At 39.0% G+C, this 24,333-nt stretch carries 32 protein-coding genes, 1 tRNA gene and 1 pseudogene; 25 read left to right on the top strand and 9 right to left on the bottom strand.

Annotated elements, in window-relative coordinates; genetic code table 11:
• The first annotated feature begins 10 nt into the window (after positions 1 to 10).
• Both ftsY and LEUCM_RS08640 read left to right on the top strand, forming a co-directional pair.
• Positions 11 to 1,483, top strand: coding sequence for a signal recognition particle-docking protein FtsY (gene ftsY / locus LEUCM_RS08645; protein ID WP_096695401.1), 1,473 nt, complete (start codon positions 11 to 13; stop codon positions 1,481 to 1,483).
• The gene (locus LEUCM_RS08640; protein ID WP_025015859.1) at positions 1,480 to 2,259 is read left to right on the top strand and encodes an alpha/beta fold hydrolase; all 780 of its coding nucleotides are present in this window, start codon (positions 1,480 to 1,482) and stop codon (positions 2,257 to 2,259) included. The genes ftsY and LEUCM_RS08640 overlap by 4 nt, the downstream gene beginning before the upstream one ends.
• A 51-nt stretch (positions 2,260 to 2,310) precedes the next feature.
• Here the strand turns inward: LEUCM_RS08640 and LEUCM_RS08635 are convergent, their stop codons facing one another.
• The gene (locus LEUCM_RS08635; protein WP_025015858.1) at positions 2,311 to 3,258 is read right to left on the bottom strand and encodes a sugar-binding transcriptional regulator; all 948 of its coding nucleotides are present in this window, start codon (positions 3,256 to 3,258) and stop codon (positions 2,311 to 2,313) included.
• Between the two features lie 164 nt (positions 3,259 to 3,422).
• Here LEUCM_RS08635 and LEUCM_RS08630 point away from each other — a divergent pair, with 164 nt between their 5' ends.
• The 17 genes and pseudogenes from LEUCM_RS08630 (at position 3,423) to LEUCM_RS08550 (ending at position 16,931) form a co-directional block, all read left to right on the top strand.
• A complete protein-coding gene (locus LEUCM_RS08630) occupies positions 3,423 to 4,562 on the top strand; it encodes an NAD(P)-dependent malic enzyme (protein WP_035146302.1) in 1,140 nt (379 codons plus the stop codon).
• 24 nt (positions 4,563 to 4,586) lie between these two features.
• Positions 4,587 to 5,906, top strand: a complete 1,320-nt coding sequence (locus tag LEUCM_RS08625) for a 2-hydroxycarboxylate transporter family protein (protein ID WP_016264881.1) — start codon at positions 4,587 to 4,589, stop codon at positions 5,904 to 5,906.
• 12 nt (positions 5,907 to 5,918) lie between these two features.
• On the top strand, positions 5,919 to 6,971 hold the full coding sequence (citC, locus tag LEUCM_RS08620) for a [citrate (pro-3S)-lyase] ligase (protein WP_025015857.1): 1,053 nt from the start codon (positions 5,919 to 5,921) through the stop codon (positions 6,969 to 6,971).
• A pseudogene (citD, locus tag LEUCM_RS08615) lies at positions 6,961 to 7,257 on the top strand (citrate lyase acyl carrier protein). The gene citC and the pseudogene citD overlap by 11 nt, the downstream one beginning before the upstream one ends.
• Positions 7,257 to 8,159, top strand: coding sequence for a citrate (pro-3S)-lyase subunit beta (gene citE / locus LEUCM_RS08610; RefSeq protein WP_016264884.1), 903 nt, complete (start codon positions 7,257 to 7,259; stop codon positions 8,157 to 8,159). Before citD ends, citE begins: the two are co-directional and overlap by 1 nt.
• Positions 8,149 to 9,690 carry a citrate lyase subunit alpha gene (gene citF / locus LEUCM_RS08605; protein WP_016264885.1) on the top strand — a complete coding sequence of 514 codons (1,542 nt, stop codon included), beginning with the start codon at positions 8,149 to 8,151 and terminating at the stop codon, positions 9,688 to 9,690. The genes citE and citF overlap by 11 nt, the downstream gene beginning before the upstream one ends.
• 4 nt (positions 9,691 to 9,694) lie before the next feature.
• A complete protein-coding gene (gene citX / locus LEUCM_RS08600; RefSeq protein ID WP_025015855.1) occupies positions 9,695 to 10,240 on the top strand; it encodes a citrate lyase holo-[acyl-carrier protein] synthase in 546 nt (181 codons plus the stop codon).
• Positions 10,241 to 11,086 carry a triphosphoribosyl-dephospho-CoA synthase CitG gene (gene citG, locus LEUCM_RS08595; RefSeq protein ID WP_035146297.1) on the top strand — a complete coding sequence of 282 codons (846 nt, stop codon included), beginning with the start codon at positions 10,241 to 10,243 and terminating at the stop codon, positions 11,084 to 11,086.
• A gap of 93 nt (positions 11,087 to 11,179) precedes the next feature.
• The gene (locus LEUCM_RS08590) at positions 11,180 to 12,325 is read left to right on the top strand and encodes a glycerate kinase (RefSeq protein ID WP_025015854.1); all 1,146 of its coding nucleotides are present in this window, start codon (positions 11,180 to 11,182) and stop codon (positions 12,323 to 12,325) included.
• A gap of 125 nt (positions 12,326 to 12,450) precedes the next feature.
• Entirely contained in the window at positions 12,451 to 12,792 is a 342-nt protein-coding gene (locus LEUCM_RS08585) for a putative DNA-binding protein (protein ID WP_011374421.1), read from the top strand.
• A 24-nt stretch (positions 12,793 to 12,816) separates the two neighbouring features.
• Positions 12,817 to 14,253 (top strand): signal recognition particle protein, encoded by a 1,437-nt coding sequence (gene ffh / locus LEUCM_RS08580; protein ID WP_016264889.1) that lies wholly within the window; start codon positions 12,817 to 12,819, stop codon positions 14,251 to 14,253.
• 92 nt (positions 14,254 to 14,345) lie between these two features.
• Positions 14,346 to 14,621 carry a 30S ribosomal protein S16 gene (rpsP, locus tag LEUCM_RS08575; protein ID WP_011374423.1) on the top strand — a complete coding sequence of 92 codons (276 nt, stop codon included), beginning with the start codon at positions 14,346 to 14,348 and terminating at the stop codon, positions 14,619 to 14,621.
• A 9-nt stretch (positions 14,622 to 14,630) separates the two neighbouring features.
• Positions 14,631 to 14,873, top strand: a complete 243-nt coding sequence (locus LEUCM_RS08570) for a KH domain-containing protein (RefSeq protein WP_025015853.1) — start codon at positions 14,631 to 14,633, stop codon at positions 14,871 to 14,873.
• Positions 14,874 to 14,938: 65 nt separating this feature from the next.
• Positions 14,939 to 15,469 carry a ribosome maturation factor RimM gene (rimM, locus tag LEUCM_RS08565; protein WP_011374425.1) on the top strand — a complete coding sequence of 177 codons (531 nt, stop codon included), beginning with the start codon at positions 14,939 to 14,941 and terminating at the stop codon, positions 15,467 to 15,469.
• On the top strand, positions 15,459 to 16,199 hold the full coding sequence (gene trmD, locus LEUCM_RS08560; protein ID WP_016264890.1) for a tRNA (guanosine(37)-N1)-methyltransferase TrmD: 741 nt from the start codon (positions 15,459 to 15,461) through the stop codon (positions 16,197 to 16,199). Before rimM ends, trmD begins: the two co-directional genes overlap by 11 nt.
• 118 nt (positions 16,200 to 16,317) lie before the next feature.
• The gene (gene rplS / locus LEUCM_RS08555) at positions 16,318 to 16,665 is read left to right on the top strand and encodes a 50S ribosomal protein L19 (RefSeq protein WP_011374427.1); all 348 of its coding nucleotides are present in this window, start codon (positions 16,318 to 16,320) and stop codon (positions 16,663 to 16,665) included.
• A gap of 77 nt (positions 16,666 to 16,742) precedes the next feature.
• The gene (locus LEUCM_RS08550; RefSeq protein WP_011374428.1) at positions 16,743 to 16,931 is read left to right on the top strand and encodes a hypothetical protein; all 189 of its coding nucleotides are present in this window, start codon (positions 16,743 to 16,745) and stop codon (positions 16,929 to 16,931) included.
• Here LEUCM_RS08550 and LEUCM_RS08545 read toward each other — a convergent pair.
• Positions 16,928 to 17,332 carry a hypothetical protein gene (locus LEUCM_RS08545; protein WP_025015852.1) on the bottom strand — a complete coding sequence of 135 codons (405 nt, stop codon included), beginning with the start codon at positions 17,330 to 17,332 and terminating at the stop codon, positions 16,928 to 16,930. The genes LEUCM_RS08550 and LEUCM_RS08545 overlap by 4 nt on opposite strands.
• 145 nt (positions 17,333 to 17,477) lie before the next feature.
• Positions 17,478 to 17,825, bottom strand: a complete 348-nt coding sequence (locus LEUCM_RS08540; protein ID WP_011374430.1) for a hypothetical protein — start codon at positions 17,823 to 17,825, stop codon at positions 17,478 to 17,480.
• A 161-nt stretch (positions 17,826 to 17,986) separates the two neighbouring features.
• Here LEUCM_RS08540 and LEUCM_RS08535 point away from each other — a divergent pair, with 161 nt between their 5' ends.
• Together LEUCM_RS08535 and LEUCM_RS08530 are read left to right on the top strand one after the other, a co-directional pair.
• A complete protein-coding gene (locus tag LEUCM_RS08535; protein WP_016264893.1) occupies positions 17,987 to 18,220 on the top strand; it encodes a hypothetical protein in 234 nt (77 codons plus the stop codon).
• A 144-nt stretch (positions 18,221 to 18,364) separates the two neighbouring features.
• Positions 18,365 to 18,452 (top strand) — tRNA-Ser (locus tag LEUCM_RS08530).
• A gap of 218 nt (positions 18,453 to 18,670) precedes the next feature.
• Here the strand turns inward: LEUCM_RS08530 and LEUCM_RS08525 are convergent.
• From LEUCM_RS08525 to LEUCM_RS08505, 5 genes are all read right to left on the bottom strand, one after another.
• Complete coding sequence (locus LEUCM_RS08525) at positions 18,671 to 19,180, bottom strand: N-terminal phage integrase SAM-like domain-containing protein (RefSeq protein WP_025015850.1); 510 nt, start codon at positions 19,178 to 19,180, stop codon at positions 18,671 to 18,673.
• Between the two features lie 156 nt (positions 19,181 to 19,336).
• Positions 19,337 to 20,140, bottom strand: coding sequence for a DUF1828 domain-containing protein (locus LEUCM_RS08520; RefSeq protein ID WP_025015849.1), 804 nt, complete (start codon positions 20,138 to 20,140; stop codon positions 19,337 to 19,339).
• Between the two features lie 24 nt (positions 20,141 to 20,164).
• Complete coding sequence (locus tag LEUCM_RS08515) at positions 20,165 to 20,635, bottom strand: DUF6978 family protein (protein WP_051524259.1); 471 nt, start codon at positions 20,633 to 20,635, stop codon at positions 20,165 to 20,167.
• 89 nt (positions 20,636 to 20,724) lie between these two features.
• Positions 20,725 to 21,429 carry a hypothetical protein gene (locus LEUCM_RS08510; protein ID WP_016264895.1) on the bottom strand — a complete coding sequence of 235 codons (705 nt, stop codon included), beginning with the start codon at positions 21,427 to 21,429 and terminating at the stop codon, positions 20,725 to 20,727.
• 20 nt (positions 21,430 to 21,449) lie between these two features.
• Positions 21,450 to 21,842 (bottom strand): DUF4064 domain-containing protein, encoded by a 393-nt coding sequence (locus LEUCM_RS08505; RefSeq protein WP_016264896.1) that lies wholly within the window; start codon positions 21,840 to 21,842, stop codon positions 21,450 to 21,452.
• 293 nt (positions 21,843 to 22,135) lie between these two features.
• Here LEUCM_RS08505 and LEUCM_RS08500 point away from each other — a divergent pair, with 293 nt between their 5' ends.
• Entirely contained in the window at positions 22,136 to 22,378 is a 243-nt protein-coding gene (locus LEUCM_RS08500; protein ID WP_025015847.1) for a hypothetical protein, read from the top strand.
• An 80-nt stretch (positions 22,379 to 22,458) separates the two neighbouring features.
• On the opposite strand, the gene ybaK is transcribed toward LEUCM_RS08500, so the two are convergent.
• Positions 22,459 to 22,965: a Cys-tRNA(Pro) deacylase gene (gene ybaK / locus LEUCM_RS08495; RefSeq protein ID WP_011374436.1), complete on the bottom strand. Its 507-nt coding sequence runs from the start codon at positions 22,963 to 22,965 to the stop codon at positions 22,459 to 22,461.
• Positions 22,966 to 23,087: 122 nt separating this feature from the next.
• Between ybaK and LEUCM_RS09920 the strand changes: the two genes are divergently transcribed.
• The 3 genes from LEUCM_RS09920 to LEUCM_RS08485 all read left to right on the top strand — a co-directional run bounded on the left by LEUCM_RS09920 (position 23,088) and on the right by LEUCM_RS08485 (position 24,218).
• On the top strand, positions 23,088 to 23,252 hold the full coding sequence (locus LEUCM_RS09920; RefSeq protein WP_011374437.1) for a hypothetical protein: 165 nt from the start codon (positions 23,088 to 23,090) through the stop codon (positions 23,250 to 23,252).
• A gap of 100 nt (positions 23,253 to 23,352) precedes the next feature.
• Positions 23,353 to 23,799, top strand: a complete 447-nt coding sequence (locus LEUCM_RS08490) for a hypothetical protein (protein WP_025015846.1) — start codon at positions 23,353 to 23,355, stop codon at positions 23,797 to 23,799.
• A gap of 32 nt (positions 23,800 to 23,831) precedes the next feature.
• A complete protein-coding gene (locus LEUCM_RS08485; protein ID WP_011374439.1) occupies positions 23,832 to 24,218 on the top strand; it encodes a hypothetical protein in 387 nt (128 codons plus the stop codon).
• Positions 24,219 to 24,333: the final 115 nt, after the last annotated feature.

Below are 24,333 nucleotides of genomic sequence, written 5' to 3'. Positions count from 1 at the left end.
GAGGTAAGACATGGGATTATTTGATCGCATTAAAAAAGCATTCACGTTAGAACCAGAAAAAGAACCGGAAAACGTCGACGAACAAGCAACGACTGCTGAAAAGGAAGCTGACGATCCAGCTGAAAAATCGACAGAAAAGCTTGACGATTCAACCGGCGAGACCGATTCTGGAGAAACACCAGAAACACCAGAAACACCAGAAACACCAGAAACACCAGAAACACCAGAAACACCAGAAACACCAGAAACACCAGAAACACCAGAAACACCAGAAACACCAGAAACACCAGAAACACCAGAAACACCAGAAACACCAGTCGAAGAACCAACTGAACCAGTGGTCGCAGAAACACCAACACCAGTTGAACCAGAACCGGAAGTTGCTGAACCTGAAGCAACAGCAGCGCCTGAAGAGGCAGTTATTGTTACTGATGAACCAGCAGTTTCAGAAGAAGCAACGGTGGCAGACGATGCGGAAGCCGAACCGGTTCAAGCAGCTCAAACTGAAAAATATGATCAAGGTTTAGAAAAATCACGGAAGACTTTTGGACAACGGTTGAACGCCTTGTTCGCTAACTTCAGAAGTGTCGATGAATCTTTCTTTGACGACGTTGAAGAAATGTTAATCGAAGCCGATGTTGGTTATGAAACAGCAATGAAAATTGCAGACGAATTACGTGAAGAAGTGAAGTTACGCAACGTTAAGAAACCAGAAGCCGTTTCACAAGCGATTGTTGAAAAATTAGTCGATTTATACGGTCAAGAAGGACAACAAGAAGATAATGAATTACATTTCGCCCCAGAAGGTGAATTGACAGTCTTTCTTTTCGTCGGCGTTAACGGTGCCGGCAAGACAACTTCAATCGGGAAGTTTGCTCACCAACTGGAAAAAGCCGGTAAGAAGGTCTTACTTGCCGCTGGTGATACGTTTAGAGCGGGTGCAATCGAACAGTTGCAAGAATGGGGCCGCCGCGTTTCAGTACCAGTGGTCGCTAATAAAGCAGGCAGTGATCCAGCCGCCGTTGCTTTTGATGCCGTTAAGCGGGCTAAAGAAGAAAACTTTGACGTCTTATTAGTTGATACGGCTGGTCGTTTGCAAAATAACGTCAACTTGATGAAGGAACTTGAAAAGGTGAAACGCGTGATTACGCGTGAAATCCCAAGCGCCCCTCAAGAGGTCTTGTTAGTATTAGACGCAACGACTGGGCAAAACGCCTTGGTTCAAGCTAAACAATTTAAATCAACCACTGACGTCACCGGAATTGTGTTAACAAAACTGGACGGCTCTGCTAAAGGTGGGATTGTCCTTGCTGTTCGGACAGAGCTACACTTGCCAGTTAAGATGGTTGGTCTAGGTGAACAAATGAATGACTTACAATTATTCGATCCTAACCGCTTTGTTTACGGTTTATTCAAAGACATTATTGTCGGGGATGGCCCACAAAGTGAGATTGATACGGATGTTAGTCAGGCGATTAAATGAAATTTATAACTTCTGATAAAGTGTCACTTGATTATTCAGATGTTGGTGTAGGGCAACCAATCGTTTTTCTAGCCGGCTTTGGCGCTTCCAAAGAAATTTGGCATGCGCAAGCAATTTTCTTTGAGGCTCGTCAATTTCGAGTTATTCAGCTAGACGTCCGTAATCAAGGCTTAGCGCAGCATACGGTAAAAGGATTAAGAATGTCACGAATGGCAAAAGATATTGCGGAATTAATTGCATCACTTGGATTAGTCAAACCAATCTTAGTTGGTAATTCAATGGGTGCCGCTTGTATCTGGGCTTATATGTCACTTTATTCTGATCAACAATTGGCTAAAGTGGTTGTTGTCGACCAGTCACCTAAGATGATTGCTGATGAAACTTGGCATTATGGTTTTAAGGACTTAGATTGGACCAATTTTCCAATACAACTCAGATTAGACTTTGGTCGTGCAACCTATCGGAAGATTGATACAGCGACTAACGAATTGGTAACTGCAATTAAACAGCAACAACCATTTGATAGAGAACTTGATTTACCGTTATTGGTGGATCATGCATTTCAGGATTGGCGGGATGTCATTCGACAGAGTACGCGGCCATATTTGGTAATCGCAGGTAAGAAAAGCCCTTATTTTAATCCAGAATTTGCCGAAGCAGTGGCTCAAATGGGTGCCGATGGTCACTTTGAGATAATCGAAGAAGCCGGACATATTGTGATGGCTGAACAATCTGGCTTGTTTAATCAGGTACTATTAACGTTTATTGAAGCTTAAAAAAGGCATCAGGACAAGGATTAACTTGTCTTGATGCCTTTTTGGTTATCATTAAACGTTTGACGCTAAAATCTTAGTTGCTGTGGGTTCATCAAGAATAACGTCTGTTAAAAAATTGCCTCGTAATGCGGCAGCAACAGCGTAACTCTTGAATTTATTATTAACAACGGCAACTCGGATAGGGACTTTGAGAATATCGTCGATTGAAATGCCAAAGGTTTTATCAGCGCTAGAATCGATTAAGAGGTGGCCATCTTGATCGAATGGTCGGCCATAAAGTAACCCAACAACCTGTTTTGCCTTGATATTAGGGAATAAAGCGGCTAGACTATCATGCCAACTAGGAATCGATTCTAAGGACTCCATTGTTCCTAAAGTAGTTAGAATGAGATCCATTTGATGTGCTGTTGTTAAGGTTGGCTGGATTGCAGGTTCAAGTGCTAGTAATTGGCGAACTTGATCATTAAGAATGTAGAGGGGGGCGTTTAATGTTGAGTATTGACTATTATATTTATTGGCCGCTTTTTGAACCATCCGCATTGAGCCGGCAAGTGAGTTGTATTTACCGTTTTCACCCATGAATTGCGTGAAAATAAGTTGTTCCTTGGTTGTTGGTTTAAACCGTTCGATAACGTTATAAACAGTGTCTCCCCAACTTAGCCCAATAATTTTTAAAGGTTCGATGAGACTTTGGACATTTTGGGCTGCGAAGGCGTAAAAGCGGTCGGCATCATTGCTATTTTTTTCAGTGTTAGCAAGTACGTAAAAGTGGTGGCCGGGATAGCTAACCCCAAGTTGTTTTTCAAGCTCCTGATTGCGAGCAAAAGGTGACCTAATTGTAATTGAAACAATGTTTTTAGTTAATGCTTCATCTAAATATTTTGAAATTTTGTAACGACTAACTTGATATTTAGTTGAAATGTCAGCAATTGTTAATTGATTGATGTAGAAATCTTGCGCAATATTGATCAATAAATCAGTATTTGTTTGTTCGGCCATAGTAATCTCCTTGAATTAGTTTGTTAAAAAAATAGATGAAAATATATTATACATTAAATATAGCGCTTTCTATTTACAAAATAAAGAATTAGAAGTATTATTAATTTAAAATATTTTAAAAATATATTATTTTTTTAAAATATTTTAAATTGGAGGTTATGCAAATGGCTCTTGATGAGATAAAAGCGTTGCACGAGAAGCATACAGGCGTTTTAAGTATTTATGGTGAACTGCCTGTGAAAAATAGAACAGATTTAGGTAAAGCATATACACCCGGTGTTGCCGGATTAAGTAAATTAATTCAACAAGATCCATCCCTCGCACGCCAATATACGGTTAGTGGTAAGTTAATTGCAATTATTACAGATGGTTCCGCAGTGCTTGGGTTGGGCGATATTGGTCCCCAAGGTGGCTTACCAGTCGTTGAAGGAAAAGCACTATTATATAAGGAATTAGCGGGTGTCGATGCGATTCCACTTGCATTGGATCAAACATCGGTTCCAGAATTCGTTCAAACGATTAAGAATATCAGTAAAAGTTTCGCTGGTATTCATTTGGAAGATATCAAGGCACCTAGATGTTTTGAAATTGAGGATCAATTGAATCAAGTGCTCGATATTCCAGTATATCATGATGATCAAGAGGGAACAGCGATTGTTGTCTTAGCGGGCTTGATTAACGCTGCTAAAGTTGTTGGCAAATCATTGACTGATTTAAAGGTCGTTGTTAATGGTGCGGGCGCTTCAGGACTAGCAACAGCAAAGCTATTGGCTAATGTAGGCATTCAAAACATTACACTAGTCGATCAAAAAGGTGTGGTTCGTGATCAAAGTACTAGTCTAAATGATTATCAATTGAAGTTTGTTCAATCAGTTCAACCAAACACAGATGCGCATACGCTAGCAGAAGCGTTAGTTGATCAAGATGCATTGATTGGTTTATCAGTTGGGGAAATCGTAACCGAAGCAATGGTTAAATCAATGGCGACTGATCCCATTATTTTTGCATTAGCCAATCCAATTCCTGAAATCAATCCGGCATTAGCGCAAAAAGCGGGCGCTGCAGTGATTGCGACCGGGAGCTCAGCCTATCCAAATCAAGTTAATAATATTCTAGCATTTCCAGGACTCTTCAGAGGCTTACTTGAGAACCATGTAAACCACTTTGAAACTGGTATGGAAGCCGAGATTGCAAAAGCCTTAGCTAATATGATTAAAGCGCCAACTAATGAAAAGATAGTACCCGGTGTCTTTGATGATGGTGTCGTTGAAACAGTTGTTGAAGCAGTAAAGCAGTATAAATAATGATTTTAGAATGGAGTCTTTGATATGGAAGCAAAGAAAACTGTAAACAATCAGAATTTATTTCAAAAATTTATTGCATTACACATTGGTATTATTCCGATGCCACTCTATTTAATCTTAACACTTGGCTACGTCCTATTAACAATGGGAAATCAAATGCCAGATGATATGTTAGGTGCTTTAGGCATCATGACTTTATTTTCATTTATTCTGGAAGAAGTTGGTAAACACATTCCGGTCTTGAAATCATTAGGCGGGAAAGTGTTGGTGGTTACCTTCTTACCATCATATTTAGTTTATCAGAATTGGTTACCTAAGAGTACTGTTCATGTTGTAACGAATTTTATGACGCGCAACAATTTCTTAGCATTTTTCATTGCTTTATTAATTGTCGGTAGTATCAGTGCGATGAATCGTAAAACTTTGATTAAGGCCAGTACCAGAATTATTGTCGTTTTATTAATTTGTGAACTTGTTGGTCCGATATTGGGAATCGCAGTTGGAACATTATTAGGCCTTTCTGCATGGAAGAGTTATTTCTATGTTATTGCACCAATTATGGCCGGTGGCGTTGGTGAAGGTGCTTTGCCACTATCATTAGGTTACGCAGCTATTATTTCAATGACGCAACCCAAGATTTTTGCCATGATTTTACCTTGTGTTATGTTAGGTAGTTTAGTAGCAGTTATCTTAGCGGGTATTTTGAAAAAAATCGGTGATGTGCACCCAGAATTAACCGGGAACGGCCGTCTTGTTGAATCGGATGAAGCTGAATCAGGGCTTGATAATTTAACACAAAAATCAAACGGTGCTGATATCGAAAAAATGTTGGTATCAGGTATTTTAGCAATTGCGCTTTATTTATTAGGAGTTTGGGTCAATAGTGTTATTCATTTACCAGCACCAATTGTTTTATTAATTGTTGTGATGGCTGCTAAAATGTTGGGTTGGATTCCGGCAAGCTTACAAGCTGGTGGGAGTTCATTGTATAGTTTAACGGTTAAAGGCATCACACCGCCATTATTATTTGGTGTTGGGGTTGCAATGACACCTTGGAAATCATTGATTACGGTCTTTACGAACGTACCAATGTTGATCACAATTGTTGTGACAGTTACCGGAATTGTCGCTGCTGCTTTCTTTAGTGCTAAATTCTTGGGAATGTATCCTGTTGATACGGCAATCGCGGTATCATGTTGTAGTGGTCAAGGCGGAACCGGTGCTTTAGCGATTTTGGCAGCTGGTGATCGGATGGTCTTAATGCCATTTGCACAAGTGGCTGTTCGTTTAGGCGGTGCCATTACCGTAACATTATCAATATTCTTGATGCGATTATTTGCTTAAAAGGAGCTTTCAATGAATTACTCTCAACAACTTAAACAATTGAACTTGAAAGAGCCGCATTACTATAAACAATGGGCCGCGTTACTCACACAAGAGGGTATCGAAGGCTTACCACAAGCACCTGTTGATGTCGACGGCTGTCTTGGCATTTTTGAAGACCAACGACTGATTGCTACTGGTGCGTATCAAAAAAATGTTTTAAAATATATTGCTGTTGATGCGAACTATCAAGGCGGTAAGTTGTTCAACGACATTATTTCGGCGCTGATCAATACATTAACGCAGCAAGGGGTTTTTCATTTCTTTGTTTTTACAAAGCCGATTTATCGACAAAGCTTTGAATTCGTAGGCTTTAAACTTTTGGCTCAAACTTCCTTAGCCGTATTATTGGAAGCCGGAGATGCCTCCTTACAACAATTTATTGCACAGGTACCACGTCTTGAAAATCAATCTACTGCAACGATTAGTGCGATTGTGATGAATGCCAATCCATTTACGTTGGGGCATCGCTATTTGGTTACACAGGCCGCTCAAAAGAGTGATTTTGTCTACGTTTTCGTCGTTAGTCAGGATGTGTCACTTTTTACAACTGAAGAACGGTTTAAATTGGTTCAACAAGGTCTCTCTGATTTGCCAAATGTAATCGTGGTACAAAGTAGTGATTATATGGTTAGTTACGCAACATTCCCCTCATATTTTTTACCAGAGTCACAAGATATAATTGAATATCAAACTGCTTTGGATGCACAGTTGTTTAAAAAAATTGCCGCGCAGTTGAATATTCAGCAACGTTTCTTAGGGGAAGAACCATTTTCTAAAACAACGGCACTTTACAATCAAGCGTTGAAAGCTACTTTACCGCCAGAGATAACCGTTGAAGTAATTCCAAGGCTGAAAGCAGCAACACAAACTATTTCAGCGACACAAGTTAGAAAAGCCATTCAAAATGGCACAATTGAAACAATCCATACGTTTGTACCAGAAACGACGTATCAATTTATTAAACAAAATCAGGCTATTTTACAAGCCAGAATTCAGAAAGGGATGCAAGTTGATGGAAATTAAACATACAGCAATTGCAGGCACACTAGAATCAAGTGATATTCAAATCATGCTTTCTAAAATTGAAGGACCAACTGAAATTGAATTAGAAAGTGCTGTTGAAAAACAATTTGGGACACAAATTTGAACTTTAATGCAAACAATCCTAGATCAATATGGACTTACAAACGTTAAGATTAAAGCAGTCGATAAAGGGGCTTTAGATTGTACGATTAAAGCACGCTTAATCACAGTTATTCAACGAGCAACCGACAAACAAAATGATCCAGATTGGGAGGTATTAGGCTAATGGAACGTTTACGACGGACGATGATGTTTGTACCAGGTAATAACCCTGGTATGTTGAAGGATGCAGGGATTTATGGCGCCGATTCAGTCATGTTTGATTTAGAAGACTCAGTATCACTTGCTGAAAAAGACGCCGCTAGAATGCTAGTGATGCAAGCTTTGCAAACAGTTGATTATGGTGATACAGAATTAGTTGTCAGAATTAATGGCTTGGAAACACCATTTGGCCGACCTGATATCTTCGCAATGGTTAAAGCTGGCGTGAACGTTATTCGTTTACCAAAAACTGAAACAGTTGATGATGTCTTGGAAACAGAAGCAGTGATTGCAGAAGCTGAAGCTTATTTTAATATCCCAATTAAAACAACTAAGATGATGGCAGCCATTGAAAGTGCTGAAGGTGTTTTAAATGCACCCGCAATTGCAAAAGCCTCAGATCGTTTAATCGGTATTGCGATTGGTGCTGAAGATTATGTTACAAATATGAAGACACACCGTTATCCTGATGGGGCAGAATTATCATTTGCTCGGAATATGATTTTACATGGCGCTAGAGCTGCTGGTATTGCCGCTTTTGATACTGTTTATTCAGATGTCGACAACGAAGCCGGTTTTAATCACGAAGTTGAGTTAATTCATGAACTTGGTTTTGATGGTAAGTCAGTTATTAATCCGCGCCAAATTCCATTAGTTAATGCAATTTATGCACCAACTGAAAAAGATGTCCAAAATGCAAAAGATGTTTTAAATGCCATTGAAGAAGCGCGGATTAAGGGTTCAGGTGTTATTGCCCTGAACGGTAAGATGGTTGATAAACCGGTTGTTGCTCGCGCACAACGGACGATGATGTTAGCAGAAGCATCACACTTAGTTGATCAGGAGGGAAATTGGCATGCTGAATAATGTACAACGAGAATTACCAGATGAATTAATGAAGAAAACGGGTTATCAACCATTTGAAACTGTTGAAATTGGGCATCCCGAAATTCAACGTGTGGCGCCTAAAGTAACGGTTGATCAAGGTCACGCTAAATTAGTGTCGTCAATTGAAGACGTCATAAAAAAGGTTGGTCTCAAAGATGGTATGACTATTTCATTCCATCATCATTTCCGTGAAGGGGACTATGTCTTTAATGCAGTTATGCAAATCTTGATTGATCAAGGGTTTAAAGACTTAACTCTAGCACCAAGTTCATTGACAAATGTGATGAATAAGATGGTTGTTAAAGCGATTAAGGCGGGTGTTGTAACACATATTACATCATCTGGGATGCGTGGCGAATTAGGTGATTTAGTCTCACATGGTGGCTTAGAAAATCCTGTTATTTTACGTTCACATGGTAACCGTGCACGAGCCATCGAAAGTGGTGATATCAAAATCGATGTTGCTTTCTTAGGTGTTCCTAATTCTGATGAAGTCGGTAATGCAAATGCGATTAAAGGCGATGCTGTTTTTGGTTCATTAGGTTATGCTTTAATGGATGCACAGTATGCAGATAAGGTCATTTTATTAACTGACACGATTATGCCATATCCCAACACACCAGCTAGCATCAAACAAACGCAAGTTGATTACGTGGTAAAAGTCGACAAGGTTGGCGATCCGGAGAAAATTGGTTCAGGCGCAACACGCTTTACTAAAGATCCTAAGGAATTAAAAATCGCTGAAATGGTAAATGCTGTTATTACACATTCCCCTTATTTCAAACAAGGTTTCTCATTCCAAACAGGTTCAGGCGGTGCTGCATTAGCTGTTACACGTTATTTACGTGAATCAATGTTGAAAAAATCAATCACAGCTTCATTTGCTTTAGGTGGCATTACCAAACCTACCGTTGATTTATTAAACGAAGGCCTAGTTGACAAAATTTTAGATGTTCAAGATTTTGATAAGGGTGCTGCTGATAGTATGGCTACTACCGAAAATCAACAAGAAATTGATGCTTCTTGGTATGCAGATCCTAACAACAAGGGTGCAGCGGTGAACCAACTAGATGTCTGCATTTTATCAGCGCTTGAAATCGATACGAAATATAACGTTAATGTTATGACTGGCTCAGACGGTGTTTTACGTGGGGCAATCGGTGGTCATCAAGATGCTGCTAATGCTAAGTTAACGATTATTTCAGCACCAATTGTCAGAGGTCGGATTGCAACGGTTGTTGATGATGTGACGACAGTTGTTACACCTGGTGATTCAATTGATGTTTTAGTGACAGAATTAGGGATTGCGATTAATCCTAAACGGAAAGATTTACTTGAAGCACTAGCTAATATTCCTGGTGTACCAGTATTTACGATTGAAGAACTTCGTCAAAAAGCTGCTAAAATTGTCGGTCAAGCGGCGCCATTAGCATTCACAGATAAGCCAGTTGCTTTGATTGAATATCGTGATGGCACTTTAATGGATGTCGTTTACCAAGTGAAGGACTAGTAAAATGCTTAATCTATTTGCAACAGGAATCCCGCAAGAGATTACCGCAGTATTAAATAATCGAGATCAACGAGTTGAATTACAAAATCAATTAGTTGCAGATGCTAGTCAAACGCAGAGTGTTGTTGCTTTAAAACTCAATATTCCAGGACCTATTAAGAATAATGCTGACTTAACACGTTTATTCTTGGCAGGACTAGCTGCTTTTAAACAAAAGCTAGTTGTTGTTCGACAAATAGATTGGTCGAAATCAACTGGCCCAGAGACCTTTTTAATCGTAGAAGGGTCGTCCTTGGCTATTAAAAAACAAGCGGCAATATTCGAGGATCGACATGCTTTAGGGCGATTATTTGATATTGATGTTTTGATTTGGCAATCAGATTTACAACAAGTGCAGCCGATAAGTCGACAAGCATTAGGACAACCAACACGGCGCTGTTTATTATGCGAACAACCTACTAAAGTTTGTGCTAGAAGTCGCCGTCATACGGTGGCGGAATTACAAGCGGCGATTAACCAACAATATCAATTATTTATGGAGACTGATTAGATGAAAACACCCCAAGAAATCGCGCAACTTGCGCAGCGCGCTCTTTTATACGAAGTGAGTTGTTATCCCAAACCAGGGTTGGTGGATCCAATTGATCACAAAACACATATGGATATGGATTTCTTTACATTCATTGATAGTAGTGTCGTGTTATTACCTTTTTTTGAACAATTTGTTCGCGTAGGCGCAACATTTAATCAGGCTGATTTAACGTCATTAATGACACAAATTCGGCCATTAGGGATTCAGGCTGAAGAAGCGATGCGCCAAGCGACTAAAGGGGTTAACACGCATAAAGGCGCGATTTTCTCACTGGGGATTTTATTGAGTGCAACAGGCTATCTGCAACAAAAGGACGCATTAGCCGCAACAGCACTCAGCCAAATGGTTCAAAAGATGTTGGCTGGATTAGTGAAGAATGATTTCAAAACACTTCACCAAAAATCGCCAGCACAACTTACCAATGGTGAAAAAATGTATCTTAAGTACGGTCTAGTTGGCATTCGTGGTGAAGCACAAGCTGGCTATCCAACGATTTTTGAAGCAGCCTACCCTTATTTGCGAAAACAAACTGGTAATTGGAATACACGCTTATTGAATACATTGATGAAAATCATCAGTGTTTCGGAAGATTCCAACTTAGTGAAGCGAAGTGGTCGTTTACAGACACTAAAAGATGTTCAGGCACAAGCAGCTGCGATTGTTGCAGCTGGGGGTGTCAAAACATCAATAGGGCAAGAAGGCCTGCTAAACTTGGATCAGGAGGCGACTCAAGGGCATTATAGCCTTGGTGGCAGTGCTGATTTATTAATAATTACGGTCTACGTTACATTGTTACTACAATAGGTATTGAAAATAGCGATTATCATCAGGTAACTGGTGGTAGTCGCTATTTTTTGATTGTTATTGTAAAATGACGTTAGTGACGAGGTAAATAAAATGAAAATTGTATTAGCACCAGATTCATTCAAAAATTCAGTGACGGCCATCGAAGCGAGTCATGCGATGCGGGCCGGGTTTGAAAAAGTTTTTCCAAAAGCAACTTATGTTGAAGTTCCCATGGCAGATGGCGGCGAGGGAACTGTGCAATCGATGGTTGATGCCACAGGCGGTCGGTTTCTAACGGCTGAAGTCGTGAATCCTTTAGGACAAAAAGTTACTGCGCAATATGGAATTCTAGGCGATCAAGAAACAGCGGTCATTGAAATGGCCGCTGCCAGTGGGATTCAATTCATTAATGAACAAACACGCAATCCGTTGTTAACGACGACATACGGCACGGGTCAGTTGATTGAAGCGGCTGTTAAACAGGGTGTTAAAACGATTATTATCGGTCTTGGCGGTAGTGCCACCAATGACGGTGGTGCCGGAATGGCGCAAGCCCTCGGCGTTCAATTATTGAATGCCGACCAGCGAGCCTTAGCGTTTGGTGGCGGTGCTTTGGCTGACTTAGCAAGCATCGATGCAACTAGGATGTTACCAGCCTTAGCGGACGTTAAAATCGTCATTGCGTCGGACGTTACTAATCCTTTAATCGGTGAAAAAGGTGCCTCAGCCGTCTTTGGTCCGCAAAAAGGGGCGACACCTGAAATGGTTGCACAGTTGGATCAAAACTTAGCGCACTACGCGGCCATTATCGAGCGTGATTTAGGCGTCAGTGTTGCGCAAACACCAGGTGCCGGTGCGGCTGGTGGCTTGGGGGCTGGTTTGTTAGGCTTTACGAAGGCACAATTACAGCCAGGCGTTGAAATTGTGATTGAAAAAACGCAACTCAAAACGGCTGTTGCAGACGCCGATATCGTCATCACTGGTGAAGGTGGGATCGATTTCCAAACGCAATATGGGAAAACCCCGATTGGTGTCGCGCAAGCGGTCAAAGCGGTTAATCCGCAAGCAACCGTGATTGCGATTGCCGGTAATATCGGTGAAGGAACTGACGTACTCTATGATTTAGGCATTGATAGTATCTTTTGTTCAACACCGGGGGTCATGTCATTGGAAAAAGCGTTGGCTAATACCAAGGCTAATTTAACCCAAACAAGTATGAATATCGCACGCTTAATTCAAAAAACAAAGACACACTAGATTAATTTAAAACACACTCAATTTAGAGTGTGTTTTTTAGTGCGCTAATCCGGAATAAAAGTTGACTAACCCCGTCAAAATAGGTACTCTAGTACTTAGGTCAATCTACTATTTGGAGGCGTCAAATGGAACTCGCACAAAACGCACGAATGAATTCACTATTTGAATTTTATGGCGCACTTTTAACGGCGAAACAACATAGTTATCTCTCATTATATTATGGCGATGATTTCTCATTAGGCGAAATTGCCGAAGAGTATCAAGTCAGTCGACAAGCGGTTTATGATAATATCCGCCGGACTGAAAAAATTCTTGAGGGCTATGAGGCTAAGTTGCATCTGTTTCAAAATTACGAACAGCAAAACGCTAGTGCAGACGCGCTCCAGAAGTATATTCAAGCTCAGTATCCAAATGATCAGCAATTAGCCAAACTCTTGGCAGACTTGCTGAATCTCACTGAACAATAAATCAATTTAAAGGAATGATCATTAATGGCATTTGAAGGACTAACAGAAAGATTACAAGGTGCATTAAGTAAATTACGTCGTAAAGGGAAGGTTACTGAAGCTGACGTCAACCAAGCGATGCGTGAAATTCGCTTAGCGTTATTAGAAGCCGATGTTAACTTTAAAGTCGTTAAGGACTTCATTAAAGTCGTTAAGGAAAAGGCAATCGGAACGGAAGTGTTGGAGAGTCTCTCACCAGCACAACAAATCGTTAAGATTGTTGATGAAGAATTAACCAAGATGATGGGTGAAACGGCTGTACCGTTGAACAAATCACCAAAAATTCCAACGATTATTATGATGGTCGGGCTTCAAGGGGCCGGGAAAACCACGACTGCTGGGAAATTAGCCACTTATTTAATTAAAAATGAAAAAGCACGGCCGTTGATGATTGCGGCCGATATTTATCGTCCAGCCGCTATCGATCAATTGAAGACGGTTGGGGAACAAGTTGGGGCCCCAGTCTTTGAAATGGGTACGGATGTTAATCCGGTTGAAATCGTACGCCAAGGGTTGGCACAAGCTGCTTTACAAAAGAACGACTACGTCTTAATTGATACGGCCGGTCGTTTACAAATTGATGAAGCGCTAATGCAAGAATTGGCTGATATCAATGATTTAGCCCATCCTAATGAAATCTTGTTAACAGTTGATGCGATGACTGGGCAAGCTGCGGTTGACGTTGCTGAAGGCTTTAACAGCCGCTTAGACATCACCGGGGTTGTCTTAACTAAATTAGACGGTGACACACGTGGTGGGGCTGCCCTTTCAATTCGTGCGGTAACCGGCAAGCCAATCAAGTTCACTGGTCAAGGTGAAAAATTAAACCAATTAGATGTCTTCTATCCTGATCGGATGAGTAGCCGAATCTTAGGGATGGGCGACATGTTGAGCTTGATTGAAAAGGCTCAAGAAGATTACGATGAACAAAAAGCGGTTGATATGGCCGAAAAAATCAAAGAAAATAGCTTTGATTTTAACGACTTCCTCGATCAAATGGATCAATTGCAAAATATGGGACCATTGGAAGATATCATGAAGATGATTCCGGGGATGGCTAATAACCCCCAACTTAAAAATATCAAGATGGATCCTAAGGATATGACCCACATGAAGGCGATTGTGCAATCAATGACACCGCAAGAACGGGAAAATCCAGACTTATTAAACCCAAGTCGTCGTCGTCGATTAGCCGCCGGTGCTGGCCGGCCAATCGTTGAAGTTAATCGGATGATCAAACAGTTTAATCAATCCAAGAAGATGATGAACCAAATGTCAAAAGGTAACTTTAATGGCATGGAAGGTTTAATGGGCAACGGCATCAAGGGTAAAATGGGTAAGATGGCCATGAACTCAATGATGAAGAAGCAAAAGAAGAACAAGAAAAAACGTCTTAAGAACGCACGTCGTTTTAAATCTTAAAAAAATTCGCCCTGTAAAGAAAAAACACTTTACACGGCCTTTAAAATTTGGTATATTATGACATGTTAAAGAATTAATAGGAGGTGGCATTAATGTCAGTTAAAATTCGTATGAAACGTATGGGTTCTAAAAAACGCCCATTCTACCGTATCGTTGTTGCAGATTCACGTTCACCACGTGATGGTCGCTTTATCCAACAAGTAGGTTACTACAATCCATTAACAGAACCTGTTGACTTGAAGTTAGAAGAAGAAGTTATCATGGACTGGTTACAAAAAGGCGCACAACCTTCTGATACAGTACGTAATCTTTTATCAAAACAAGGGATTATGCAAAAATATCACGAAGCTCGCTTCGCTAAAAAGTAGGGATTTGTTATGACAGACGTGAAAGAACTAATTATTGCAATTGTTCAGCCACTTGTCGAACATCCCAATGATGTCAAATTGACTGAACATGAGACGGAACGTTTTATGGAATTTGACTTACAGGTTAATCCATCAGATATCGGACGTATTATTGGTAAGCAAGGCCGGGTAGCGCAGTCAATCCGGACCATTGTCTATAGTGTGAAAACACCTTATCAAAAACGCGTTCGCTTAAATATTGTAGATGCCTAATCAAACGTTTAAATGAAGCAGAGATGTTTTGTTTAAGCGTTTTTTGTTGAATAAGGAGAAATTAAATGCCAGAAAAATACTATCAAGTCGGTAAAATTGTGAATACGCATGGTATTCGTGGTGAAGTCCGCGTCATTGCGACAACCGATTTTACAGAAGAACGGTTTAAAAAGGGAACGCACTTGGCGGTTGAAATGCCAAATGGCTTAACACCAGTGACGGTTTCTGCGATGCGTCAACATAAGCAATTTTACTTATTACAATTCGAAGGCTTAGGAAACATTAACGACGTCGAATTATTTAAGGGACACAACCTCAAAATTGCGGCAAGTGAACGTGATGATCAACTTGAAGACGATGAATATTACTACGGCGATATCATTGGTTTAGAAGTGATTGAAGAATCTGATGGGACAAGCTATGGTAAGGTCTCAGAAATAATCGATCCCGGTCCTAATGACGTGTGGGTTATCAAACGTCGCGGCCGTTCTGATTTATTACTACCATTTTTGAAGTCAGTCATTAAAAAAATTGATATTGAAGCGGGTAAGGCCTACGTTGAAGTACCAGAAGGATTGATTGATAATGAAGATTGATGTTTTAAGTTTATTCCCAGATATGGTTCAAAATGGTTTATCGCAATCAATTATCGGTAAGGCCATCGATCGAGATTTAATTGATCTAGAAGTCACTGATTTCCGTGATTTTTCAGTCAATAAACATAATTCGGTGGATGATGCGCCTTATGGTGGTGGTGCGGGGATGTTACTCCGGCCACAACCTATTTTTGAAGCGATGGACCAGGTGAATGCTAAAAATCCCGGTCATAAACGCGTTATTTTATTAGATCCTGCTGGTGTTACTTTTAATCAGAAGGTTGCCGAAGAATTTGCACAAGAAGACCACCTCGTATTCATTTGTGGCCATTATGAGGGCTATGACGAGCGTATTCGGACCTTGGTGACGGATGAAGTCTCATTAGGCGATTTCGTCGTCACAGGGGGCGAATTAGGCGCTATGGTGATGATTGATGCCATTTCACGATTAGTGCCTGGTGTTTTAGGTAACGAACAATCAGCCGTCACCGATTCGTTTTCAACGGGCTTGTTGGAACACCCCCAATACACACGACCACCAGAATATCGCGGCTTAAAAGTACCAGAAGTATTGATGAACGGTAACCATAAACTCATCAATGAATGGCGGGATAAGATGTCTTTGAAACGGACTTATGAACGCCGGCCGGATTTATTAGAAAATTTTGATCTAACCGCAGACCAACAAAAGTGGTTACGTGAAATTAAACAAGAGGCTGATGAAAAATAAGCCTTTTAATTAAGTTTGATTTATGCTAAAATTGATAGCTGTGATGATAAGTCACAAAACAACGGTATTCCGCTGGCGCAAGACGTTAATGAATATCTGTGAAAAAGGAGAGATTCAGATGAATCCATTAATTCAAGAAATTACTAAGTCACAATTACGTTCAGATATTCCTAGCTTCCGTCCTGGTGACAGCGTACGTGTTCACGTGCGTGTTGTTGAAGGTACTCGCGAACGTATCCAATTATTCGAAGGTGTTGTTATCAAACGTCACGGTGTTGGCGTTAGTGAAACTTATACTGTTCGTAAGATCAGTAGCGGTGTTGGTGTGGAAAGAACTTTCCCATTACACTCACCTCGTGTTGCTAAATTAGAAGTTACTCGTCATGGCCGTGTACGTCGTGCTAAGTTATACTACTTACGCGCATTACGTGGTAAGGCAGCTCGTATCAAAGAAGCTCGTCGTTAAGATGACATTTAAAAAGGCCGACTCATTGCGAGGCGGCCTTTCTTTATGTGGTTATTTTGTAAGTTAGGTGATGAAAAATGAACCATTGGATTTATATTGTCATGTATCAAGCAAACCCACTCTATTATGAGAAGAGTAAGATGATCCGCGCGTTTAGCTCGGAACAACGGGCTAAGGAATACGTTTCGCTATTAAATGAAACGCCCTATGCCAACCAATCTTTAAAAGAGGGCCATTACACCTATCAAAAATTAAGTCTCAACTAACTTAATAAATGGCGCTTATAAGACGCAATCTGTGGTTTCTTCGGAACTGCCGGTTGCGTTTTTTTGATAGGGACCGGTTTAGGGGTCGCCATCAAAGCAAGTAGCGGCTGACATAGTAAGGTAATGATTGAAAGACCAAGGATGATAAGTAATGCATGCAGTGCACCAGGTGATTGTTTCAATTCATCGAAGTAGGCCTCGAAACGGTTGTTGAAGTTGTTGAGCTTTTGTTCGGCATTATCGCTAGGAGTCGCATGATGAGCTTTAGGACCACGGTGTGTTTCAAAACTAACCCGGCTTTGAGTTTGATTGCGCGCGACGCCTCTATCGAATAAGTAAGGGCTTACAAAAGGGAGCGCAAATAAACAGATGAGATTTAAAATAACAAAATACCGTTTCATGATGAGACCTCCTAATAGTTTTATCTTCAAACTAATTATATCACAAAATAATATTTAACAGGGTTTTGATTGGGTGAAATGACACGTTTATAACGATAAAAAAGGGGTTGAGACAAAAGTATCTTTTGCCTCGACCCCTTATTGGTTAATTACGAGCGATATATGATTTGAGTGCCAGTACTAAACCGGCGAATAAGAAAATAATAGCGAGTAATAAATAATTAGGAATGATAATTAACGTTAAATAACCTAAGATCGCCAGTAAGTTAGTGAAAAGTGCGATATTTTGTTCTAATGACAACAAGTAGGCGATGACATGCAAAAGAATCGCCACCAAGGCTAACCACCAAACCTTACCGATAGCGTCCATATAGGTCGGTAAGAAATTAGAAAATGGTGGATTCAGGATCAAAATTAAAGCCGATTGGAACAGCGTCACGACTAAAAAAATAAAATCAAAGAAGAAAGGAAACTTGTAAGGTGATATTTTCATCTGAGAGAACCTCTATCGTCAAAGTATAAGATAGTATTAGTATAGCGGAGTTGGGGGGAAAAGGGAATAGGGGGAACCATGCAACTTTAATAGAAGATAAAACGTTGCTTATTTTTAGTAAGTGATGTATGATGAATTTGTCAAAGATGAGCAACTCATCAATGAGTTTAAAAGTTGAAATGGAGATGAAGGCAATGTTAGTCATTAAATATGTAAATGGTCAAAATAGTGCCGAAAAAATTTATCAAAAAGCTGCTGAGTTTGTGGCAAATCAACAACTAGAAGTGCCAGACTTTGAAGACTATGTTCAAATTGCGGAAGTCACATTGGATGGTAAACCATTGACATTAGACGATGCAACCATGCGTGGGCTATATAATTATTTAAACCAATAAAATAAGAAAATAAAAACGTCGCTCGGAAAAGCGACGTTTTTTAGAAGATCATAGGGTCAGTGGCATAAATATGTTCTAGTGGGTGATAGGTTAGAATAATGCCTTTTCAGTTTGTTATAAATCTGGTATAATAACTACTGTTATGGAGAGTTGGCAGAGTGGTAATGCAACGGACTCGAAATCCGTCGAACCGGCTTATACCGGCGCGCAGGTTCAAATCCTGTACTCTCCTTAAGCTAAAGTCCTATATTGTCCTATGTAAGCCGAATCGCTGTTAAATCAGTGATTCGGCTATTTTTTTGTTTAATTTAAAAAGTCATATTGTCCTATATACGCCGACAAAGGTTAGTCAAAAAGGTTAGTCACTTCTATAGGGTTAGTCAAAAATGAAGTAAGCAGGTTAGTCAATTATTGCAAATATACAAATTACGGTTTTTGGCTAAATTTTGATTAGTCAAAGTTAACATCCAAGGCATATTTTAATTTATCTTTTTGATTCGATGTTATTAAATTGATTGTGTAAGCATACTTAAAAATACGATTAGCGTATTTATCTGCCCAACGATTAACAATTGGTTGTAATAGCTTAGGCGTAATTTCATTTAGTGGGATGGATCCAATTTCTGGTAAGATGTGACAATCAAAAATCTGCTTAGTTTTGTAGATTGTACTAGATTGGACGGTAGTTCGGTAAGATTCACTAAACCACTTTAAATAAGCTTGATGAAAGGTAAGAGCAGGAGAATCAGTTAATTTAAATACATACTTATCATTCTTAACCCGAGCTTCTATTTTACGAAATTCAGCATTAGCTGCAGCGGGTGTTTTAAACCCTCGACGAGTGATAACTGATTTTTTATGGGTCTCGGGATTAATACCAACATAAATTCTAAACAGGTATCTTCTTTCGCCTTTGCTAATATATTCTGTAATAGCGTTATTTTTATCATACTTAAACATAGGGACACCTCTTACTTGGAAATTAATGGTTAATTTTATAAATTACATAAATAAATCTAGATAAATGTTAATGGAATGGGTAAAACATAAATAATTAGCTTACAAACGCAAACGTATGTTCTTTTGAGTGACAAATAAAAAACCCAACAGGGGCTTTTATTTAATAGATAATTTATCTTTTACTTCATTCTTATTCTGAAAATCAATAACATCAATTTCGTGAGACAAAAGTCCATCAATGAATGGTTTTTCTTTATCGGATATACCATTTATAAGAATATTGAATGAGGAGTTGGTGCCATAGTTATTCTCTCTGAACCCGGAAGTGTCACTCCAAATACCGATAATTGCTTCCATAGAATTTTTGGATAGGGTATTGTACATTTTAGTTAGTTTAAATTCATTTGGTTTTGGAGTGAACAAGTATTCAAATTTATATTTTTGGCTTGTTTTACCATCAGCATAAATAGTATTTAAAAAACTATAATCAGATCTTCTTTCATTAAAATAATCTCTAACATCATCAAAAAAAACACTAGCAGTATTAGTTCTGTTCATAAACGCAATATCAGAAACATTTATTAAAACCTGAATAAAATCTGTTATCGTTTGAGATAGTTCGCTCTTTTTAACTAACTTAAAGATAGTATCATTCTTTCCAATTTTAAAGTTATAGGGGGTAATAATAGAAAGCAGTATTCGCCATCTATTAGATTGCTTTGATTTCACATTAATACCATTAGAAGTAAGATTCCAGATGGTATAACCCTCGTCAGTAACTTGATAAATGTCATTTTCTTTCGAAATAATATTAAATAGAATACCATCACCGAAATTATCTATAAAAGGTGTAATAACTTGTATTTTATTATTATTTAGTCTTTTGAAATTTGTTTGCCCGGTCATCCAAGAAGACCAGTTGTTTGCGATGCTTTTTATTTCTAAATCCTGAGTATCCATCTTTTATCCCCCTTTCTAACGAATTTAAAAGTTTAATGGTTGCGGAATTGTTAATTGAAGTTTATCACGGTTGCTGGTATTAGTATAGTTAAAAAGGTCGTCTATTGCTTCTAGAATATCCCTAGTATTTCTTAAAACGCCCTTGGGAAGAGGGGATGCTTTTGTATGGGTTGTTCCATCTCCTTTTGAATAAAATTCATCCTCCGAAAATATATTAACTCTGTTTCCGTATATCTTTTCGCCAGTAGAATTTTTATGAAAACTATCATTTAAATTCATTCTGATAAGAGTTAATTTTATTTTTTCATCCATAAATTGTAGATGAATATTGTTGCTTGAATAGAAGTACCGTAAAGAAAATTTCCTTCCAGAATTTGAGGAAATGTTAACTATTCCGCGATCGCCATCTGTTAGGATTCTAGTTGTTTTTTGTGTTAATTTTTTTAGGGATGCAATTAAATCATCAGCTTCGTGTTGAGTTAGTAGTAGTTCCATTATTGATTCCTTTCATGGGGAAAGTTATCGCCTAATCCCCAGCCGCGAATCGAACGCGGCTGTCTCACCAGAGTGGAGGGTATTTATAATTAGTCTAAATTAATAGTTAAATCATAGTTATGATTAGAATTTTCATCTTCGTAATCATCAGTATCATAGCTAGCATTAAACTTATATCTTAAAGATTTAATATCGGAAATATTATTTAGTTTTTCTAGTGGGAAAATGACGTCACCCGATTTATTGGCTCCGTTAGCGATATCTCCACCCCAATTAGTTGTTACACCCTTCATAGAAGGCATAATAGCCTCCTGCTGTTGTCCGTCGTTTGTAATGATAGTTCCTTGATCAGGGAATGTAGCAGTTAAATCACGAGAAGGCTTAACTGCTACATTTAGAATAATTAAACCTTCAGCCTTTTTACCGGATTCTGAATTGTATTCAAAAGGTTTTACTTTAATGACTCTTGCGCTTGAAATAGAAACAGAAGCCGAGTTCCAAGTAGTGTCAGATACGGAAAGTTTGTAAGTCTTTTCCGAAATAATAGGAACCTTGTTATAGTCAATCGTTAAACTATTAGAATTATCGGTTCTATTTTTAGAATTTCCTTTTTCAGCAGAAGTTGTTGTGTGAGCTGTTGCATTTGATTCTTTAGTATCATCGCTACCCCCTGAAAGTGCTGCGAAAATAAATATAATAACGACAACTGCTAGAACCCAGATCCACCAGCGCTTATACAAAGGTTTAACTTCTACAAAAGTATTCCCGTTTTCATCTTGAATTTTTTTTGACATAATTTATTACCCCCAAAAAATTATTTTCTAATAAGTGCAAGAATTCCTGCGACAATTATTAATACTCCGCTTAAAACACCAAATGCTGAAACAAAAACAATATTTAAAATGCCACAGACAATGATTAACCAACCCATCACAACGCGATTTTTATTAATCATACATACTAAAATAATTGCAACGATGCTTGCGACAACACAACCGAAGCCCAATCCAAACAAGCTACTTGATGAAGTATTGTTGATTGCACTGTCAAAACCACCCATTAAGAACGAAAAGACACCAGCGATAATCCCAAATACGCCACCCATGATTCCCAAAATCATTTCAGCTGTACGTGAATGTTGGCTTTCTTGATTCTCGCTGACTTGTTTGTAAACTTTACCGTCTGCACCTTTAATTTTAGTGCTCATTTCAAATCCTCCAATAATATATACAGCTTTTTAAGTCGTCAGTATTTGGACTCAATAATAATTATTGATAAAACCACTTTTTCACATTGTTAATTAGTATATCAAAACTTGTTATAAAAATCATTTAATTATATAGAAGAAAAAGAAAATAATAGAGTATGATTAAAAATAGAATCTAAATGTAGGGTGATATGTAATCGTTCTCCGAACACATAGTTTTACCTTATTGTACAATTAGTAATTTGTATAAAACGATTAACTGTGTTATCCTTTTTACAAGGAGATGAGTGACCGTGAACAAACATTTTTATGGGAAATACGAGATTACCGAAGCGCAAGATGAGGGACAGTATGTTGCAACGATCAAACTATGTCAGTCGATTAAGAAGGTAGTGGTAAAATCCGATGCACTAACAACTTTAGCGCAAGCGGGTGTGACCCCACAAACGGTCATTCACAATATTGTGAAGACGCCAACCTTGTTGAAGGATAAGGTGATTGTTTCTAATCACAACTTAGCAGGCTATTTAGATTAATATGAATTAAAAAAGGACATCGATTCGCAATGTTAAATCACTCGTTGTAGTGATTACATTGGCAAATTGATGTCCTTTTTTTAGTCTTCGCTAATATCTGCGAAAGTGCCTGAGACCACCCGGCTCAGGTCTTGGGGGTTAATCTGGATTGAACGGCCAATTTTACCTGATGAAACAAAGATTAAAGGTTCTTTTTCGGCTTGTTGGTCGATATAGATTGGAAAATGTGCTTTTTCCCAAATACCAACGGGCGTATTGGCGCCATGTTCGTACCCGGTTGTTGCTACGAGATCCTTTAAAGGGACCATCGCGATTTTTTTATTACCGGAAATCTTGCTGAGTTTCTTTTCGTCCAAATGACAATCGATGGGGACGACACCGACAATTGGGCCGGTTTGTTTGCCCGAGAGCACGAGTGTTTTATAGATGAGATGTTCATCAATATCCAAGTGATCGACCTGCATTTGTGCGACGTGATGTTCTTCGTGTGTTGGAAACTCAAATTGTGTATAGGCGACCTTTTGTTTGTCTAATATTTTTTCGACAAGGGTCTTTGCGAGTTGTCCTTGTTTTTTCTTTTTACCCAAAATAGATGCCACTCCTTTAGTAATTATAGTTAGTTTACGGCAATTTGTTAAAAATGTAAATTTAAGGACCGCCATTAATGTTGAATAGGGGTATAATGACTTTAAATAAGGAGTTGATTGTGATGAAATGGTTTAGAAAACGGCAAGAAACAGTAAGTGGTGTTCAAGCACATGATTTTACGCAATTGGTCAGTCAAGCAAGGGATAACGATGCGCATTATCAGAAGATTCGGGTGGCCTTTTCGGGGTTAACCAAACCATATCAGCAACCAATTCACAAAAAATAGTGATTCGTATGAGCTTATTCTTTAATAAATTCCAATTATTTTGATAATCTATGCTTAAGTCAGTTATTGACTAATTGAAAAATTAAAGGAGCGGATATCGATGACAACCAAGACAATACCGGCTGTAAGCTATGTGGTTCAGGTGAACCAACTGCTCGAGAGATTCGCTGTATTTGAAACGGTGTTTTTCGAGTGTACGCAAACTTGTAGGAATATTATTTTAGGAAGATGCACAGTCGGTGAAACGTTAGCGACCCTGGATCATTACGTTGACCAAAATTTAACGGTCCTGCGGGCATTTGTTACTCAAGTCGCTGCGGTGCAACCACCAACTGCGTTTGTCACGATTAATCAGCAATTAATTACGGCACTTGAACACTACGTTGATGCAACAGAAACGATGGTTCATTCTTTTGAAGGGCCTTCTAAAGAAGTTTATGCGCAAGTTTTAGCGGCGCGTCATGATCAAGAAACACAACGTGAACAAATTAACACAGTTTTACATGCGATTTCTATGGTTAGTTTTTCAACCGCTGATATGGCATAATAAAGGTAATTTAAATTTGAGCAGGTGACATTATGAATAGACAGACTTGGCATTTTCTTTTTTATAAATCAGGCTTTACCAAAGAACAGATTGATCAGTTACTAGCCTATTTAGGACAGCGACAGAATTTCGGCGGTTTTCCACTTGTTTCACTCACGCAAGATGGTGATAGCAACGAGATTCGGTTCGTAACGATGGTCTTTGATCCTTTGTCAGAGATTATCCCATCGGTTCAAGAAGAAATGGCGAAGTTTATTTTAATGCACGCGATTCGACCAGCGGATAATACGGAAGAAGCTGATATGCGTTTATACGGGCGGGTTATGAGTCACTCGCTTGAAGATTTAGGCATTGAATTTCACCGTTATGATGCTAATACAATGGATATTAATTATTGGGGCCAAAAAAAGGCCGACTAAAATTGGACGTTTCAATCAGAAATCGATTAAGCCGGAGACAATTGTCACGGCTTTTTTTGTGTTTCAGATGATAAGTGCTTTAGATTCATTGCGTAATCAGGTATGATATTAGCAG

This window comes from Latilactobacillus sakei subsp. sakei DSM 20017 = JCM 1157 (assembly GCF_002370355.1).
In the GTDB taxonomy this organism is placed as follows: Bacteria; Bacillota; Bacilli; order Lactobacillales; family Lactobacillaceae; genus Latilactobacillus; species Latilactobacillus sakei.
This window is presented reverse-complemented; position numbering and strand designations above follow the sequence as displayed.